The organism is Microbacterium sp. Root1433D1, assembly GCF_001426835.1.
GTDB classification, from domain to species: Bacteria; Actinomycetota; Actinomycetes; order Actinomycetales; family Microbacteriaceae; genus Microbacterium; species Microbacterium maritypicum.
The window spans coordinates 801,370-817,822 of record NZ_LMFN01000002.1 but is presented as its reverse complement, the minus strand read 5'-3'; the positions used below and the strand labels follow the sequence as shown (position 1 = coordinate 817,822).

At 66.2% G+C, this 16,453-nt stretch carries 15 protein-coding genes, 1 tRNA gene and 1 other RNA gene; 11 read left to right on the top strand and 6 right to left on the bottom strand.

The annotated features are described in order from the left end of the window. The first annotated feature begins 67 nt into the window (after positions 1–67). From recA to dapF, 6 genes are read left to right on the top strand one after another with little or no spacing between them, the layout of a single operon-like run. Complete coding sequence (gene recA, locus ASD13_RS09840; RefSeq protein WP_055868716.1) at positions 68–1,114, top strand: recombinase RecA; 1,047 nt, start codon at positions 68–70, stop codon at positions 1,112–1,114. Continuing rightward, complete coding sequence (locus ASD13_RS09835) at positions 1,114–1,983, top strand: regulatory protein RecX (protein WP_055868715.1); 870 nt, start codon at positions 1,114–1,116, stop codon at positions 1,981–1,983. The genes recA and ASD13_RS09835 overlap by 1 nt, the downstream gene beginning before the upstream one ends. 48 nt (positions 1,984–2,031) lie before the next feature. Further along, positions 2,032–3,579, top strand: coding sequence for a tRNA (N6-isopentenyl adenosine(37)-C2)-methylthiotransferase MiaB (miaB, locus tag ASD13_RS09830; RefSeq protein ID WP_017830897.1), 1,548 nt, complete (start codon positions 2,032–2,034; stop codon positions 3,577–3,579). After that, complete coding sequence (gene miaA / locus ASD13_RS09825) at positions 3,576–4,487, top strand: tRNA (adenosine(37)-N6)-dimethylallyltransferase MiaA (protein WP_055868713.1); 912 nt, start codon at positions 3,576–3,578, stop codon at positions 4,485–4,487. Before miaB ends, miaA begins: the two co-directional genes overlap by 4 nt. 37 nt (positions 4,488–4,524) lie before the next feature. Then, the gene (locus ASD13_RS09820; protein ID WP_055868711.1) at positions 4,525–5,055 is read left to right on the top strand and encodes a dihydrofolate reductase family protein; all 531 of its coding nucleotides are present in this window, start codon (positions 4,525–4,527) and stop codon (positions 5,053–5,055) included. A gap of 30 nt (positions 5,056–5,085) precedes the next feature. Further along, complete coding sequence (gene dapF, locus ASD13_RS09815) at positions 5,086–5,958, top strand: diaminopimelate epimerase (protein WP_055868710.1); 873 nt, start codon at positions 5,086–5,088, stop codon at positions 5,956–5,958. A gap of 42 nt (positions 5,959–6,000) precedes the next feature. Here the strand turns inward: dapF and ASD13_RS09810 are convergent, their stop codons facing one another. Continuing rightward, positions 6,001–6,642 carry a class I SAM-dependent methyltransferase gene (locus ASD13_RS09810; RefSeq protein WP_055868707.1) on the bottom strand — a complete coding sequence of 214 codons (642 nt, stop codon included), beginning with the start codon at positions 6,640–6,642 and terminating at the stop codon, positions 6,001–6,003. Positions 6,643–6,710: 68 nt separating this feature from the next. On the opposite strand from ASD13_RS09810, the gene hflX reads away from it, so the two are divergent. Beyond that, the gene (hflX, locus tag ASD13_RS09805) at positions 6,711–8,222 is read left to right on the top strand and encodes a GTPase HflX (RefSeq protein ID WP_055868706.1); all 1,512 of its coding nucleotides are present in this window, start codon (positions 6,711–6,713) and stop codon (positions 8,220–8,222) included. 7 nt (positions 8,223–8,229) lie between these two features. On the opposite strand, the gene ASD13_RS09800 is transcribed toward hflX, so the two are convergent. Then, positions 8,230–8,895, bottom strand: a complete 666-nt coding sequence (locus ASD13_RS09800) for an SIMPL domain-containing protein (protein WP_055868704.1) — start codon at positions 8,893–8,895, stop codon at positions 8,230–8,232. A 141-nt stretch (positions 8,896–9,036) separates the two neighbouring features. Here ASD13_RS09800 and ssrA point away from each other — a divergent pair. Both ssrA and ASD13_RS09795 read left to right on the top strand, forming a co-directional pair. Next, positions 9,037–9,406: a transfer-messenger RNA gene (gene ssrA, locus ASD13_RS17175) on the top strand. Between the two features lie 163 nt (positions 9,407–9,569). Further along, entirely contained in the window at positions 9,570–12,440 is a 2,871-nt protein-coding gene (locus ASD13_RS09795; protein ID WP_055868702.1) for an HAD-IC family P-type ATPase, read from the top strand. 23 nt (positions 12,441–12,463) lie between these two features. Here the strand turns inward: ASD13_RS09795 and ASD13_RS09790 are convergent, their stop codons facing one another. Together ASD13_RS09790 and ASD13_RS09785 are read right to left on the bottom strand one after the other, a co-directional pair. Beyond that, positions 12,464–13,030 (bottom strand): hypothetical protein, encoded by a 567-nt coding sequence (locus ASD13_RS09790; RefSeq protein WP_055868701.1) that lies wholly within the window; start codon positions 13,028–13,030, stop codon positions 12,464–12,466. Positions 13,031–13,050: 20 nt separating this feature from the next. Beyond that, positions 13,051–13,848, bottom strand: coding sequence for an inositol monophosphatase family protein (locus ASD13_RS09785; RefSeq protein WP_055868699.1), 798 nt, complete (start codon positions 13,846–13,848; stop codon positions 13,051–13,053). A gap of 156 nt (positions 13,849–14,004) precedes the next feature. On the opposite strand from ASD13_RS09785, the gene ASD13_RS09780 reads away from it, so the two are divergent. Further along, a tRNA-Lys gene (locus ASD13_RS09780) sits at positions 14,005–14,077 on the top strand. Positions 14,078–14,226: 149 nt separating this feature from the next. Continuing rightward, complete coding sequence (locus ASD13_RS09775; protein WP_157535612.1) at positions 14,227–15,081, top strand: hypothetical protein; 855 nt, start codon at positions 14,227–14,229, stop codon at positions 15,079–15,081. On the opposite strand, the gene ASD13_RS09770 is transcribed toward ASD13_RS09775, so the two are convergent. Further along, positions 15,082–15,648: a hypothetical protein gene (locus ASD13_RS09770; RefSeq protein ID WP_157535611.1), complete on the bottom strand. Its 567-nt coding sequence runs from the start codon at positions 15,646–15,648 to the stop codon at positions 15,082–15,084. Then, positions 15,635–16,414: a hypothetical protein gene (locus ASD13_RS09765; RefSeq protein ID WP_055868693.1), complete on the bottom strand. Its 780-nt coding sequence runs from the start codon at positions 16,412–16,414 to the stop codon at positions 15,635–15,637. The genes ASD13_RS09770 and ASD13_RS09765 overlap by 14 nt, the downstream gene beginning before the upstream one ends. Between the last annotated feature and the right edge of the window lie 39 nt (positions 16,415–16,453).

Sequence of the window (16,453 nt, the reverse complement as noted above, 5' to 3'; positions counted from 1 at the left end):
AGTTTCTCCCAACCGGGAGAGCCGCGACAGCCTACAGGCGGCATCACGCGCGCAGAAGGAGCACATCATGCCATCACCCGCCGACCGCGAGAAGTCCCTCGAGACCGCCCTCGCCCAGATCGACCGCCAGTTCGGAAAGGGCTCGGTCATGCGGCTGGGCAGCGATGAGCGTGCCCCCGTGGCCGTCATCCCCACCGGCTCCATCGCCCTCGACGTCGCCCTCGGCGTCGGAGGTCTCCCGCGTGGTCGAATCGTCGAGATCTACGGACCGGAGTCCTCGGGTAAGACGACTCTCACCCTGCACGCGATCGCGAACGCTCAGCGCGCCGGCGGCATCGCCGCCTTCATCGACGCCGAGCACGCGCTCGACCCGGATTACGCCGCGAAGCTCGGTGTCGACATCGACGCGCTTCTGGTCTCCCAGCCCGACACCGGTGAGCAGGCGCTCGAGATCGCCGACATGCTCGTGCGCTCGGGGGCCATCGACCTCATCGTCATCGACTCCGTGGCCGCGCTCGTCCCTCGCGCCGAGATCGAGGGTGAGATGGGCGACTCGCACGTGGGTCTGCAGGCGCGACTCATGTCACAGGCGCTGCGTAAGCTCACGGGTGGTCTGAACCAGACCAACACCACGATGATCTTCATCAACCAGCTTCGCGAGAAGATCGGTGTGTTCTTCGGCTCGCCCGAGACCACCGCCGGTGGTAAGGCGCTGAAGTTCTACGCCTCGGTCCGCATGGACATCCGTCGTATCGAGACGCTGAAGGATGGCACCGACGCCGTCGGAAACCGCACCAGGGTGAAGGTGGTGAAGAACAAGATGGCACCGCCCTTCAAGCAGGCCGAGTTCGACATCCTCTACGGCGTCGGCATCTCCCGCGAAGGCAGCCTGATCGATTTCGGTGTCGAGCACGCCATCGTGAAGAAGTCGGGCTCGTGGTACACCTACGACGGAGACCAGCTGGGCCAGGGCAAGGAGAACGCGCGAACGTTCCTGCTCAACAACCCCGACATCGCGCTGGCCATCGAGACGCAGATCAAGCAGAAGCTCGGCATCGGCGGCGCGGCTGTGCCGGCGGCTGCAGACGAGCTCGCCGAGCGTCGTCCGGCCTGATGAACGACACTCGTGGGGGCGATCCGGATCGGGTCGCCCCCATCATCCCTCTCTTCGGCGGTGCATCGAAGAAGCCTGCCTCGACGCGACCGGCTCAGAACCTGGAGCGTGGCCAGGAGGCGGAAGAACCTTCGTCACGTACCGGCGATGCGGCCGTATGGCGTACGACCTGGGACGCGCCGCCCGCGGGGGTTTCCCGTATCGACGAGAGCGACGCAGGCACACCCAGCGATCGGCACCCCGCACGAGGAGTCAGGGGCAGCTCTGCCGCGGCGTCTCGCTCGGCAGGTTCCGCTCCTCGTCTCCGTGCGCTCGGCGACGAGCCGAGCGACGGCATCGACAGTGGAGAGACGGCGTCGCCCGACGAGATCCGAGTCTCCGCAGAAGAGTCGCTCGTGCGCAAGCTGCGGGCTCGGTCGTTGTCCATCTCCGAGTCGCGGCAGGTGCTGAGGGGCGTGGGGCTCGACAGCGGCATGATCGACGATGTGATCGACGACTTCTGTCGTCGTGGCTATCTCGATGATTCCGCTCTCGCGGGGGTCCTCGTGACGTCGGGTGTGGAACGGAAGGGCCAGGGAAGAGTCGCCCTGTCCCGCGCGCTCGCCCAGCGGGGCATTCCGCGCGACGTGATCGACGCTGCTCTCGACGAGCTGCCTGACGATGATGACGAACGCGCGCTCGAGTTCGCACGTGGCAAGGCGCGATCGATGGGGCGACTCGACCCCGACACGGCTCTCCGGCGATTGGTGGGTCAGCTCTCCCGTCGCGGCTACAACGGAGCTGTGGCGATGAAGGCCGCGAAGTCCGCGCTGCGGGAGGCCTCCTTCGGCGGTCCGACCTCCGGCGTCCGCTTCGTCGATTCCGACTGAGGCGGCGACACGCCCCTGCTCAGCAGCGGCTCGTACAATGGGGTGATCATGACTATCCCGCGCAGTGAACCGACGATCATCGGCGCGTCCTCGGCAGCCGTTGACGACGACGGACGACAGCGATCGTATGAAGTGCGCACCTTCGGGTGCCAGATGAACGTGCATGACTCCGAGCGTCTTTCGGGGTCGCTGGAGAGCGCGGGCTACGTACGTGCGCTCGACGGCGCCGAAGCCGACGTGGTGATCATCAACACGTGCGCGGTCCGCGACAACGCCGCGGGCAAGCTGTACGGCACGCTCGGACACCTCGCATCCGTCAAGCGGCGCAAGGACGGCATGCAGATCGCGGTCGGCGGTTGTCTGGCGCAGATGGACAAGCAGGCGGTCCTCGACAAGGCCCCCTGGGTCGACGTCGTGTTCGGCACGCACAACATGGGCTCGCTCCCGGGGCTTCTCGAGCGCGCACGGCACAACGGCGACGCCGAACTCGAGATCCTCGAATCGCTCGAGGTCTTCCCCTCCACGCTGCCGACCAAGCGCGACTCCGCACACAGTGGCTGGGTCTCCATCTCGGTCGGATGCAACAACACGTGCACCTTCTGCATCGTGCCGAGCCTTCGCGGCAAGGAGAAGGATCGGCGTCCCGGCGACATCCTGAACGAGATCCGCCTCCTCGTCGAAGACGGCGCGATCGAGGTCACGCTTCTCGGCCAGAACGTGAACTCCTACGGGGTGGAGTTCGGTGATCGTCAGGCATTCGGCAAGCTGCTGCGGGCGGCCGGCGAGATCGAGGGGCTGGAGCGCATCCGATTCACGAGCCCGCATCCTGCGGCGTTCACCGATGACGTGATCGACGCCATGGCCGAGACCCCGAACGTGATGCCGCAGCTGCACATGCCGCTCCAGTCGGGAAGCGACCGCATCCTCAAGGCGATGCGCCGCTCGTACCGCAGCGAGCGCTTCCTCGGGATCCTCGACCGGGTTCGCGCCCGCATCCCGAATGCCGCCATCACCACCGACATCATCGTCGGCTTCCCCGGCGAGACCGAGGAGGACTTCGAGGACACGATGCGGGTCGTCGAGCAGGCTCGTTTCTCCAGCGCTTTCACCTTCCAGTACTCGATCCGCGAGGGCACGCCCGCCGCGACGATGGAGGACCAGGTGCCGAAGGAGATCGTGCAGGCGCGCTACAACCGCCTGATCGCGCTCCAGGAACGCATCTCTCTGGAGGAGAACCAGAAGCAGGTCGGTCGCGAGATCGAAGTCCTGGTCTCCACGGGCGAGGGCAAGAAGGACACCGAGACCCACCGCCTCACGGGGCGTGCCGAAGACAACAGGCTCGTGCACTTCGAGGTCACGGAAGGCTCTGAGCTGCCCCGCCCCGGTGATGTCGTCACCGTGACCGTCACGCACGGCGCCCCGTTCCATCTGCTGGCCGACGATCCGACGGGGGCGCCGCTGAAGATCCGTCGCACCCGCGGTGGAGACGCCTGGGACCGCTCGCAGTCCGAGTCGTGCGCCGTTCCCGCTCCGAGTGGCGATGGAGGGCCGAAGGCCGTCTCGCTCGGGCTGCCCACGCTGCGTGTCGGCGTGTGACCGGACCACGACTCTGGGCGATCGTCGGGGCGACCGGCACCGGCAAGAGTGATCTCGCGATCGACCTGGCGGAGGCGCTGCGGGAGCAGGGCAATCCAGCCGAGATCGTGAATGCCGACGCCATGCAGCTCTATCGCGGAATGGATGTCGGCACCGCAAAAGTGCCGATGGGCGAGCGGCGGGGCGTTCCGCATCACCTCTTCGACGTCCTCGATGTCGATGAGGACGCGGCCGTCGCGTGGTACCAGCCGCGGGCACGTGCTGCGGTGGAGGATATCCATCGCAGCGGCGGTGATGCGATCCTCGTCGGCGGTTCTGGCCTCTACGTGTCGAGCGTCGTGTTCGACTTCCGGTTCCCTCCTCGCGATGCGGAACTGCGCGAGCGCCTCGAGCGGGAACTCGAGACCCACGGAACCGCGCAGCTGCTCGAACGTCTGCGCATACTCGATCCCGAAGCGGCCGCGCGTGTCGATCCGCGCAATCCTCGTCGTGTCGTGCGTGCCCTCGAGGTGCTCGAGCAGGGGAGTGCGACACACGGTGCGACCCTCCCCGAACGTCCCGTCCTCTGGCATCCGCACACGCGTCTCATCGGTCTCCGCGTCGACCGCGCAGCTCTCGTCGAGCGCCTCGATGCCCGCGTGGAGCGCATGTGGGACGGCGGGATCCTCACCGAGGTGGGGGAGCTACGCGCACGGGGGCTCGAACGCGGTACGACGGCGCCGCGTGCGATCGGCTATGCGCAGGCGCTCGCCCAGCTCGAGGGGACCCTCACCGAACGCGAGGCCATCGCACAGACCCAGGCGCTCACACGGCGGTATGCCCGCCGGCAGGTGTCGTGGTTCAAGCGCTATCCCGACCTCGAATGGTGGGATGCTCCGGCGGAGGCCGCCACGCTCCTAGGCGCCTGACCATCTCCATGTCGGTGCCTCCTGCGATGCTGGCCGCATGACGAAGACCCACTTCTATACCGCTTCCAGTCTCGACGGGTTCATCGCCACCGAGGAGCACTCCTTGGACTGGCTGCTCACGCAGGACATCGACCAAGACGGACCGATGGCGTACACAGGGTTCGAGCGCAGCATCGGAGCTCTGGCGATGGGGTCGTCGACCTACGAGTGGGTGATGCGCCACGAGGAGGGGCGGTGGGGCTACACGCAGCCCACGTGGGTGTTCACGCACCGTGAGCTGGAGCTGCCGACCGGCGCTGACGTCAGACTGACCCAGGCCGATGTCAGCATGGTGCATGCAGAGATGGTGCAGGCGGCAGCGGGGAAGGATCTCTGGGTCGTGGGCGGGGGAGACCTGGCAGGCCAGTTCGCCGACGCGGGGCTGCTCGACGAAGTGTGGGTGCAGTACGCACCCGTGACGCTCGGCTCGGGCGCTCCACTGCTTCCGCGCAGGCTCGACCTCGAGCTGCTCGAGGTGGCTCGCAACCGCAACTTCCTCTGCGGGCGTTACCGACTCGCGCGGCACTGAGTGGTCGTGCGTGATCCCTAGACTGGAGCCATGGTCGCATTCACCAAGGGTCACGGCACGGGCAACGACTTCATCATCATCGCTGACCCGGACGGCGAGCTCGATCTGACCGTCGAGCAGGTCGCGGTGCTGTGCGATCGTCATTTCGGCATCGGCGCTGATGGAATCCTTCGCGTCGTGAGGTCCTCGGCCATTCCCGAAGGCGGTGCGACCCTCGACGAGGAGCCGCAGGCGGAGTGGTTCATGGATTACCGCAATGCCGACGGATCGATCGCCGAGATGTGCGGAAACGGCATCCGCGTGTTCGCTCACTACCTCGTGCGCTCCGGTCTCGCGACGATCGAACCCGGCTCGACCTTGCCGATCGGCACGAGGGCGGGTGTGCGCGACGTCACCCGAAGCGCCACCGGATACCAGGTGGATCTCGGTCGCTGGAAGCTCTCCGGTGACGACCCGCTCGTACGCGTCGACGGGCTGTCCGTCACCCGGCCGGGGCTCGGTATCGACGTGGGCAACCCGCACGTCGTTGTGGCCCTCGCCTCGGAGGCCGAGCTCGCGTCTCTGGAGCTGCACCGCGCGCCTGACCTCGACCCGCTGCTTCCCGCGGGCGCCAACATCGAGTTCGTCGTTCCCGGTGAACCGCTCGTCCGCGACGGCATCGGCCATGTGAGCATGCGCGTCTACGAGCGTGGCGTGGGAGAGACGCTCAGCTGTGGCACGGGGGTCGCCGCGACAGCCCTGGCGGTGCGGTACTGGGCGGGCGAGAAGGCTCCGAACAACTGGCAGGTCGAGGTGCCGGGAGGTACGCTCGGCGTGCGCATGTTCCCTGCGGAGGACGGCGAGCACGTCGCCCTCTCGGGGCCCGCGCAGCTCGTGTTCCAGGGCGAGGTCGACCTCGCCTGAGCACCCGACTCGGGTGCCACCGAGAATCGGAGAACCGCAGGCTCAGCTGAGGATGATCGGCTCCGTCGGCGGGTTTCCGTGCTTGCGTACCTTGAGGATGCGGTAGCCCTTGCCCGTGGCGGTGCGGAAGACGCTGTAGCCGGGGTGGAAGGTCGATCCGATCCATCGCTGAAGCGAATCGGCACCGAGGTTGCGCTGCACGACGAGCCACGCGTCGCTGCGCTCGTCGAGGCGCGGGATCCAACGCTCGAGAAGCCCGTGCAGCTCGTTCTTCCCCACGCGGATCGGCGGGTTCGAGCGGATCGTGCGGAAGGTGACGTGCTCGGGAACATCGTCGGGCAGAGATGCGTTGACATTGGTGAGCCCGAGAGCTGCCGCGTTTCGACGCACCAGATCGAGGGCGCGCTCGTTCACATCGACGGCCCACACCGTCGCGTGGGGGGCGGCCAGGGCCATCGAGAGCGTCACCGGACCCCAGCCGCTGCCGAGGTCGAGAAGATCGCCGCCCGGGGGAACCGGGGGCATGTTGGCGAGGAGCACTGCAGTGCCGGCATCCAGACGATCCGGGCTGAAGACTCCACCGGCGGTGGTGACTTCCAGCTCTCGACCTGCGAGCGATACGCGGATCTTACGCAGATTCTCGGGGCTTGCCGGGGCCGCAGTGAAGTAGTGATCTGACCCCATACGGTGAGCGTACCGGACAGCGCGGGCTAAGGTTAAGGCTCGCAACAAAACCCAGAGATAAGGAACGGATGACGGAGACCACCACACCCTCCACCGGCGACCACACGGTCGATCGTGTGCTCGCGAACGCGGAGAAGCGCTCGGACGTCCACGTCTTCGGCGCTGCGCAGGCGCTGCAGGATGAATCGACGGCATCGCACACGAGCTCGGACGGCGCGCAGTGGGATCTCGAGGACCGTCATGCGCTTCGACGCGTCGGGGGGCTCTCGACGGAGCTCGAAGACGTCACCGAGGTCGAGTATCGACAGTTGCGCCTGGAGAACGTCGTCCTCGTGGGCGTATATCCCCAGGGGGCTCAGGAAGACGCGGAGAACTCGCTCCGGGAACTCGCCGCGCTTGCGGAGACCGCTGGTGCGGTCGTGCTCGACGGTGTGCTGCAGCGTCGTCCGCACCCCGATGCCGCGACCTACCTCGGCCGAGGCAAGGCCCAGGAACTCAAGGACATCGTCGCCGCCGTCGGAGCCGACACCGTCATCGCCGACACCGAGCTCGCACCGAGCCAGCGTCGCGCACTCGAGGACGTTGTCAAGGTCAAGGTCATCGACCGGACCACGGTGATCCTCGACATCTTCAGCCAGCACGCGAAGAGCCGCGAGGGCAAGGCCCAGGTCGAGCTGGCCCAGCTCGAATACCTGCTGCCGCGTCTGCGCGGCTGGGGCGATTCGATGAGCCGCCAGGCCGGTGGCCAGGTGGGCGCCGGCGGCGCCGGAATGGGCTCCCGTGGCCCCGGTGAGACCAAGATCGAACTGGATCGCCGACGGATCCGCACCAAGATGGCTCTGCTCCGACGGCAGATCCGCGACTTCGGTCCTGCCCGTGACGCCAAGCGCGCGGAGCGCAAGCGGAACACGATCCCCTCCGTGGCGATCGCCGGATACACGAACGCGGGCAAGTCTAGCCTCCTCAACGCGCTCACCAGCGCGGGAGTGCTCGTGGAGAACGCGCTGTTCGCGACGCTGGATGCGACCGTGCGTCGCACTGAGACGGAGGACGGCCGCGTCTACACCTTGACCGACACCGTCGGATTCGTGCGCAACCTCCCGCATCAGCTCGTGGAAGCATTCCGTTCGACGCTGGAAGAGGTCGGCGAGGCCGACGTGGTCCTCCACGTCGTCGACGGGTCGCACCCGGATCCGGCAGGTCAACTGCAGACCGTGCGAGATGTGCTCGGCGATGTCGGCGTCCGCGACCTCCCGGAGATCGTCGTCTTCAACAAGGCGGATCTGATCGACGAGGACGAGAGGCTCGTGCTTCGCGGTCTCCAGCCCCACGCTCACTTCGTGTCGTCACGATCGGGCGAGGGAATCGCGGAGCTTCGCGCTGCGGTGGAGGAAGCACTCCCGAAGCCTGCCGTCGAGGTGCATGCCGTGATCCCCTACGATCGCGGCGACCTGGTCGCGGCGATCCACGAGTCCGGCATGCTCCTCTCCGTGGAGCACACGGAGGACGGCACTGCTGTGCACGCTCGCGTGTCGGAGCGTCTCGCCGCCGAACTCGCTCCGTTCGCCGCACAGAGCTGAGCGGATCTCATCGGGCGAGGAAGCGCGCCTCCACCGTGGCGGAGATCACGATCTCCTCGGGTTCGTATTCCATGGACGGTGCCGCGTCGGCGGCGAACGCCACCCCACCACGCGCTTTGAGCATCGGTGCACCCGGTGACGGCTGTCCGCTGGAGATGAGACCGACGTCGGCGATCTCCAGGGGAGTGACCTCATCAAGGCCGAGCGCGCCCGCGTAGGCCTCGGCTCGTGTGACCGCGACACCGACGGCTGCGGCGGCCACATCGCGCTCGATCTGCGCGCGCCTGGCGGTCGTCAGATGCCAGTCCACCCAGCCCACCTCGACCCCGTCCCAGGGGGAGATGTCGGAGACCCAGATGGACAGGTCGGAGGCCTCCGCGAACGTGGCGGTGAAATCGATGCTCGCGTAGTACACGGGAGCGAGACGCTTGCCGTCGTTGCTCCACGGGCGTTCGGCCCGCACCGAGAGCCGCTTGCTCGTCCACTCGACGACGCTGCCCGTGTCCGCACGGTCGGTGATACTGCTGCGCACCGGTTCGGCAAGGCGCATCACGTTCTCGACGACGGCTGTGTGCTCGGGCCCATCCGCACGCACTCCGACGCGGATGGTGGCGCGCTCAGGGGCGACCCGCGCCTCGTGCTCGCCGCGGACGGTGACGGTGACTTCGCTCATGGGGCGACTCTACGCCAGCCGTCGGACCGGATGCGGAATGGCGTAGCCGCGGAGAACGTTGTAGTCTGTGATGCTCGGGCGTTCACCGCTCGGGCTGGTAATTCCACAGTGTGACAGCGGCTCCTTCGAGAGAAGGACCACGGGGCTGATCGGTTTCGACAGCGCCTGTGAATCCACGAGAAGCGGGCCGAGGATGCAGAGTTATCTCGTAAACGCTCTCTGCAAAACAATAGTTGCCGAAACCAAGCGCAACGACTTCGCCCTCGCTGCATAAGCGAGCCCGATAGTCCGTCAGGCCGTATGTGATTCCGATACGGATCCTGGCGTCATCTAGGAATCTTGCTGCGTGATGGCGTCTGGACGTCACGTGGGACTCTTCCCAGGCTGGGCTTGTCGACTTAGGTGTCTGTGACAAAGGTCGGAGCCGAGTAGAACGTCTTCACAGACTGCGCCCGGAGAAGGCGTGGAGACTCAGCGTTGGACGGGGGTTCGATTCCCCCCAGCTCCACCACGTCGCTGTCACACAAAATGAGGCCCGCCTCTCCCAGGAAACTGGGGGAGGCGGGCCTTTCTGCGTCGGGGCGGCAACACGAGAACGACCCCGCGCCGTCCCTCCGGCGCGATGGCATCGCGACGCACTCGAAAACGGCCGGGGGCGCTCTATATTGAGGTCTGTGGACAACACTTCGGAACCACCCACGAGCGGTCTCACCAGGACCGAGGTCGCCGAACGCGTCGCCGCCGGCAAGACAAATGCGTTCGTCACCGACACCAGCCGCAGCGCGTGGAGCATCGTACGCGCGAACGTGTTCACCCTCTTCAACGGCATCGTCTTCGCCTGCTTCTTCGTGTTGTTCCTCGTCGGGCGATGGCAGGATGCCCTCTTCGGACTCGCGGCGTTCGCGAACGCGATCATCGGGTGCGTGCAGGAGTTCCGGGCGAAGTCCGCACTCGACCGTCTCGCGCTGATGAACGCACCGCGCGCGCTGGTCCTCCGAGACGGTGAGGAGGTCGAGGTCGCGCCGGGAGAGGTCGTCCTCGACGATGTCCTCGTGTTCCGGGCCGGAGAGCAGGTACCGGCCGACGCGCGGGTCCTCACCGCGCGAGGGCTCCAGATCGACGAGTCGATGCTCACGGGGGAGTCGGACCCGGTGGAGAAGCAGCCCGGCGACGACGCGCTCTCCGGAGCCGTGGTCGTTGCGGGAGAAGGAACCGCGACCGCGACACGCGTGGGCGCCGACTCCTATGCGAACCACTTCGCGGGTGAGGCCAAGCGCTTCTCTCTCGTCTCCAGTGAGCTGCGCACATCGGTCAACCGGGTCTTGAAGTGGGTCAGCTGGATCATCGGCCCGGTCGGGCTTCTCGTCCTCAATGCGCAGATCATCGTTCTCGGCGGTTACTCCACGGTCTTCTCGAGCGGTGCCTGGGTGCAGGCGGTGGTGAACACGATCGCGTCGTTGACGGCGATGATCCCGCTCGGCCTCGTGCTCATGACGAGCATCGCGTTCGCGGTGGGAGCGTCACGGCTCGCCCGCAGGCAAGTGCTGGTGAACGAGCTGCCGGCGGTGGAAGGCCTCGCGCGCGTCGACGTGGTATGCCTCGACAAGACCGGCACGCTCACAGTCGGCGAGATCGGGTTCGACGAGGCGCACCGCCTCGACGGGCTCACCTCGCCGCAGGAGGAGGACGCGGCGGCGGTATTGGCGTGGTACGCCGCGTCGCCCGATGCGAACGCGACCGCACGGTCGATGCGAACGGCCTACCCTGTGATCTCGCCTGTCGTCGTCTCGGGCTACATCCCGTTCTCGTCCGCACGCAAGTGGAGCGCGGTCTCGTTCGCCGAGGTCCCTGGGACATGGGTCATGGGGGCGCCGGAGATGGTGTTCGGCGATGCGGCGACGTCGTCGGCCACGCAGCTCGGTCGCACCGTGACCGCGTTGGCCGAGACCGGCCGACGCACGCTGGTCCTCGGTCATGCCGACGCGGTGCTCTCCGAGGCCGATGTCGATGCCGAGCGGCTCCCTGAGGGTCTCAAGGCCATCATCGTGCTCACGTTCCGGGAGCAGGTGCGCCCCGACGCCGCACAGACCCTCGCGTACTTCGGGCGCCAGCAAGTCGGCATCCGCATCATCTCGGGCGACAACCCTCGCACCGTCGCAGCCATCGCGCGCGAGGTCGGTCTCGACGTCGCCGAAGGGTTCGATGCCAGAGGGCTTCCCGACGATGATGCCGAACTCGCCGACGTGCTCGACCGGCACGCGGTGTTCGGACGCGTCACCCCCGAGCAGAAGAAGCGCATGGTCACGGCGCTGCAGAGCCACGGGCACACCGTCGCGATGACCGGCGACGGCGTCAACGATGCCCTCGCCATCAAAGCGGCCGACATCGGGATCGCGATGAACTCGGGATCGCCGGCCACCAAGGCCGTCGCAAGGCTCGTGCTGCTGGACGGACAGTTCTCGCACCTGCCGGATGTCGTCGCCGAGGGGCGCCAGGTCATCGCGAACATCGAGCGCGTGTCGATGCTGTTCCTGAACAAGACGGTCTATGCGACGCTCTTGGCGATCATCTTCGGCGCATTCGTCCTGGAGTTCCCGTTCCTGCCGCGTCAGCTCTCGATCACCGACGGCCTCACCATCGGCATCCCCGCGTTCTTCCTCGCGCTCATGCCGAACGCGGCGCGCTACGTCCCGGGGTTCCTCCGGCGCTCGCTCAGCTTCGCGATCCCCTCGGGCATCGTCGTCGCCCTGGGACTGACCTGGTACACGTTCGTCGCGCACGGACTGGGCGTGCACGAGGAGCAGCTGCGCACAGGAGCCACGGTCATCCTCGCCGTCGTGGGCATCTGGGTGCTGGCCGTCCTCGCGCGCCCGCTCAATCGGTTCAAGGTGGCCGTCGTGGGGGCGATGTTCATCCTGCTCATCGCCGTGTTCAGCATTCCGCTGGCCAGACAGTTCTTCGTGCTCGTCGATCCCGGGCCGGAGCTCGCCGTCGCGCTCACCGGGATCACGATCGTCATGGTCGCAGCGATCGAGGTCGTGCGGCTGCTGCACCGCCGCCTCGTGCTGTCACCGCCGCCGCGGAAGGATCCGAGCGTCGCCACCAGCGCATCCGAACCGCCGGTATCCGCTCCCCGTGTCGTCGCCGGCGTCATCATGACCGTGGTCGCCGTCCTGGCTTACGCTTTCGGCGCCCTGGCGACCGGGTTCGGCATCCTGGTGTTCCTGGGGCGCTACGACCCGGATGTGAGCGCCTCGGTGTTCTCCCTCACCGGGGCGGCCATCGCGCTGTTCGGCCTCCTCGTCTTCGCAGTCGCCGCCGGCATCCGCCGGGGGAGCGGACTCTCGCGCCTCATGCTCACGATCTTCCTCGGGCTCGCGATCGCGCTCAGCGTGATCGTGCTCGTCTTCGGAGACCGCTGGGACTGGGGAGCCGCCCTGACCGCCGCGTTCGCAGCCGGGATCATCGTTCTGCTGTGGACTCCGCCGGTGTCGCGAACCTTCGGACGCATCCACGAGAGCTCGATGGGCTCAGCGGCCCCGTAACGGGCGCTGACGTCGGCTCATCCTCAGCGAGGCCACTCGATGAGGATGAGCCCCTGCCGAGTATCGGCGAGGCGCACCCAGCCGTCGCCGAACAGGTAGGTCATCCCGTAGCCGTCATCATCCGTACCCATCGCGTATCTGGGGTCTTCGGTGAAGTAGACACCGTCCGCTCCGTCCTCGCGCTTCCAGCCCTCGGCGAGGAGAGCGGACTGCGCCGAGGCGGCATCGGCGTCGTCGATGGCCGACCAGCCGTAGAGCTGCCCGTGGTCGGAGCCGACGGTGTAGTCGGCCCAGAAGCACAGCAGCCCCTCGGTCAGCTCGACGCCCCCGGCGACGAACTCCTTCGTCTCGGCCGTCCAGCCGGCCTCGGCGAGGGCCGCGACCGTGCCCGCCGAGATCATCGATTCGCAGGTCAGCTCCGTTTCGGGCGCCTCGGGTGTCGGAGAGCTCACGGGGGCGGTGGTCTCGGTCGGGCGGGGGTCGACGGCTTCAGGCGTCGACGAGGGCCGTGGTTCCGGTGCAGAGCACGCGCTGAGGGCTGCGGCGAGCAGCAGCACGCCCGCAGCGGCGGACATGATCCGGGAGTTCATCGCGGTCCTCGTCGTTCGGTTCAGCTCTGCATCAGGGTCAGGAAGTCACCGTGAAGGGTTCCGTTGGTGGCAAGTGTCGAGCGCGCGGAGATCGTCTCGGTTCCGTCGACAGCCGTCATCCGTCCGCCGGCTTCGCGGACGATCGGCACCGCTGCGGCGATGTCGTACTCCTTGACGCCGAACTCGGCGACCATGTCGATGCGCCCCTCTGCGAGGAGCATGTAGGAGTAGACGTCTCCGTAGGCGCGGTCGCGCCAGACTCGTTCAGCGACGGTCAGGAGCGTGTCGAGGCGGTCGGCCTCCGCCCACTGCGCGATGCTCTGGAAGCTCACACTCGCGTCGTCGAGAGAGGAGACGGACGAGGTGCGCAGCCGGCGCGCTTCGCCCTCGACGATCGTCCAGGCGCCTTGTCCTTCTGATGCCCACCAGCGTCGTCCGAGCGCCGGCATGCTGACGACACCGATCTGGGGGACGCCGTCGATCGCGAGTGCGATCATCGTGCCCCAGAGCGGGACGCCACGAAGGAAGTTGGCCGTTCCGTCGATCGGATCGATGATCCACTGTCGCTGTGTGCTGCCCTGAGCGCCGAACTCCTCGCCGAAGATGCCGTCCTCCGGACGCTCGGTCTCGAGGATGCTGCGGATCGCACGCTCGGTGGCGAGATCGGCGTCCGTCACGTGGGAGTTGTCGGCCTTGGTCGAGATCTCGAGGTCCGAGGCATCGAACCGGGGGAGCGACTGCGCATCGGCGGCATCGGCCAGGCGGAGGGCGAGCTCGAGGTCGTGGCGCAGGGCTTCAGCGTGGGGGGAGGTGGTCACGGTCTAAGAATAGTCGTCGGGTCCACGCCGTCGGAGGGCCGAAAGGCCATGTTTCGACGCCGTTTCCGGGGCGGCGCGCCCGGGGTCCGAGCTCGATTTCACATGGACCCGGTCGGCTGGTAATGTAATTCCTCGGTCGGGGTTATCCCGGGCCACGCACCTCTAGCTCAATCGGCAGAGCAACTGACTCTTAATCAGTGGGTTCTCGGTTCAAGTCCGAGGGGGTGCACGGAATAGCCTCGATGACTCTCGCCAGTCATCGGGGCTTTTCTGCGTGCGGCGGCAGAGACCGCTCGACGGCGTGCGCAACGATCCCCTCCGAAACCCCTCCGAGCGTGGCGTCAACCTCTCAACGGTCCTTTCGGTCATCATGGGTCCATGAGCTGGGTACCTATGGGGATGACTCCTGAAGAACACGCCGTGCTCGTCGACGGTGTGAAGCCGTGGATGCGCGATGACATGACTGCCTGGCTGTTTCTGGCCGTTACCCTTCCCGGAGCGAGCCGCGAGCGGAGAAACGACATCGATCTCGTGATGGACTTCGACCGCCGCGCACGCTCGAAAGATCCGCTGGCCACCTATCTGCGGCGGGGCTTCCGTCAACTTGAGCAGGAGCTCTGGATCGATGACGACAAGTACATTCGCTTTCTGGACTTTCTCGTTTGGATAAAGTCTCAGGATCTCGCCACCCATCGCGATCTCCTGAACGAGTTGGACGCTGTGCTACTCGCTGGCGGTTCTCGCTGGAAAGTGGGAACTCGTCGGCAGGGGCCGGGTCTCGAGGATCGGGTTCCCCTTGGGGTGCAGGAGGCGGCCGATGCAGTGATGTCCCACCCCGGCCACGCGGGGGAACTGCTGTCGGAGGCGTGGCACGCGGCCTTCGGGCTCACTCCCGACTTCGAGAAGGCGTACGCGAAGTCGATCAAAGCGGTTGAGGCCGCGGCGATCCCGGTTGTGAGTCCGAAGAACACGTCGGCGACTCTAGGAACGGTCGTCGGACAGATGCGCGGTGATGGAGATTGGAAGCTCGACCTAACGCGTGAGCACGGCACGCACACATCGCAACACGTCGTTCTAGGCATGGTGCAAGCGCTTTGGACCGGTCAGAACGATCGACACGCAGGGCAGGCCGGATATAGGCCCAGCTCGCAGGCAGAGGCTGAGGCCGCAGTGATGCTTGCAATCCCGCTTGTGCAGTGGTTCACATCCGGCACGATTCAGCGTCGCCCCTAGCTACTTCCAGTCGATCATCGCGCCGCTGATGATGTTGTTGATCAGTCGCTCGATGAAGATCACGACCTCCTCGCGTCCGACGGTGTACCCGGTCGGGTGGCCGCACCGGTTCCGCGTCTTGAGAGCGTCATCCAGGATGCTCCTGGCGTTCTTGTTGAAGACGCCTGCGTCTTCGCAGAGCAGGAAGAAGTTCGCATCGTTAACGTACAGGAGATCGTTCTTCTTGCTGATCTTTCGATAACCGTTGGACTTCTCAAACCGCTTGAAGTTCTCCGCCTGCATCAGCTTGAAGCCTTGCTGATGCCCTTCAATCACCGAGTACAGATGCTCGATCGTGGCTGCCCAGACCATCAGCACCGCACCGCGATACGCCGACGCTTCGTAGCAATCGATCGCCTCTTCCAGGTACTGCCGGTAGTTGGCAGGAGCTCGTCCCGCTGAGTCGCGAAGCGAGTGAAGGGCCTGCGCCGGGGCCTGGCGAGCGATGTCGGAGACTGGGAGGCGATAAGCCTCCTGAAACTCCCGCAAACGTTCGAGATTTGGCGCCCAGTCGTTACTTGTCGTCATCTGCAATTTGCTTATCGAGGACGTACCGGGCCATGTTCTTGAATATCTCGCGCACAGTTTCGGCAGTGGCGTCGGCGGCGATGTGAATTTCCACGTTGACGTGCACACTGGGACTCGCGGCGACTGTCACGGTTGGCGGCACGGCGGGCGCTGGAAGGTTCTGCGTGGCTGAGGAGGATGGTGCAGCCGGTGCCGCTGCCGCAACTTCTGCCGGAGCTTCTTCCGTCTCCCCTGCGGGCTCAGAGGAAGTGGTCGGCGTCGAACCGTTCACCAAGCCATCGACCGCCGACAGGTCGAACGTGATTCGGGTTTCTTTTCCGCCGCGACCCACCAGAAAGGTTCCCAGCCCTGCGCCATCGACCACTCGACCAAAGGTCACTGCGCCAGAGCCAAGCGTGGAGCCGCTTAGACCGCCGATCGTGTCCTTGTGCGAGGCCTCCCAATACTGGCCGACCTCGGCGGCGGTGGCCTCGGCTTTGTTCCCGTAATGAACCCATTCGAGAGTCGCGCGGTACAGATCGACAGATTCGAGAGCCTGGCGCAGAGCGGCCTTCGGGTCAGCGTTGAACAGCTGGCCGCGTTCTGTGGTGCGCAAATTTCCACCGTCGCGCAGGATCAACCCGAACTCGACCATGGCTCCGAGCTTGCGGTCGTCCTGCGAGCCGAGTGCCTTCTCGACCTTCGGAACGTCCACCCATCCGATCTGCTTGCTGAGGTAGCCCAGCAACTTTGTGATGTCCTCAACTGAGGTCTTGACCGGAACCATGGAACTCCCCTTTGAACGATGTTGCCGTAACCATATCGT

Excerpts from the sequence above, each read along its gene's own strand:
- ASD13_RS09810 (WP_055868707.1), bottom strand. The coding sequence starts at position 6,642 with ATGGGGTCAGATCACTACTTCACTGCGGCCCCGGCAAGCCCCGAGAAT.
- ASD13_RS09790 (WP_055868701.1), bottom strand. The coding sequence starts at position 13,030 with ATGAACTCCCGGATCATGTCCGCCGCTGCGGGCGTGCTGCTGCTCGCC.
- recA (WP_055868716.1), top strand. The coding sequence starts at position 68 with ATGCCATCACCCGCCGACCGCGAGAAGTCCCTCGAGACCGCCCTCGCC.
- ASD13_RS09820 (WP_055868711.1), top strand. The coding sequence starts at position 4,525 with ATGACGAAGACCCACTTCTATACCGCTTCCAGTCTCGACGGGTTCATC.
- hflX (WP_055868706.1), top strand. The coding sequence starts at position 6,711 with ATGACGGAGACCACCACACCCTCCACCGGCGACCACACGGTCGATCGT.
- miaB (WP_017830897.1), top strand. The coding sequence starts at position 2,032 with ATGACTATCCCGCGCAGTGAACCGACGATCATCGGCGCGTCCTCGGCA.
- ASD13_RS09775 (WP_157535612.1), top strand. The coding sequence starts at position 14,227 with ATGAGCTGGGTACCTATGGGGATGACTCCTGAAGAACACGCCGTGCTC.
- ASD13_RS09835 (WP_055868715.1), top strand. The coding sequence starts at position 1,114 with ATGAACGACACTCGTGGGGGCGATCCGGATCGGGTCGCCCCCATCATC.
- dapF (WP_055868710.1), top strand. The coding sequence starts at position 5,086 with ATGGTCGCATTCACCAAGGGTCACGGCACGGGCAACGACTTCATCATC.
- ASD13_RS09765 (WP_055868693.1), bottom strand. The coding sequence starts at position 16,414 with ATGGTTCCGGTCAAGACCTCAGTTGAGGACATCACAAAGTTGCTGGGC.
- ASD13_RS09800 (WP_055868704.1), bottom strand. The coding sequence starts at position 8,895 with ATGAGCGAAGTCACCGTCACCGTCCGCGGCGAGCACGAGGCGCGGGTC.
- ASD13_RS09770 (WP_157535611.1), bottom strand. The coding sequence starts at position 15,648 with ATGACGACAAGTAACGACTGGGCGCCAAATCTCGAACGTTTGCGGGAG.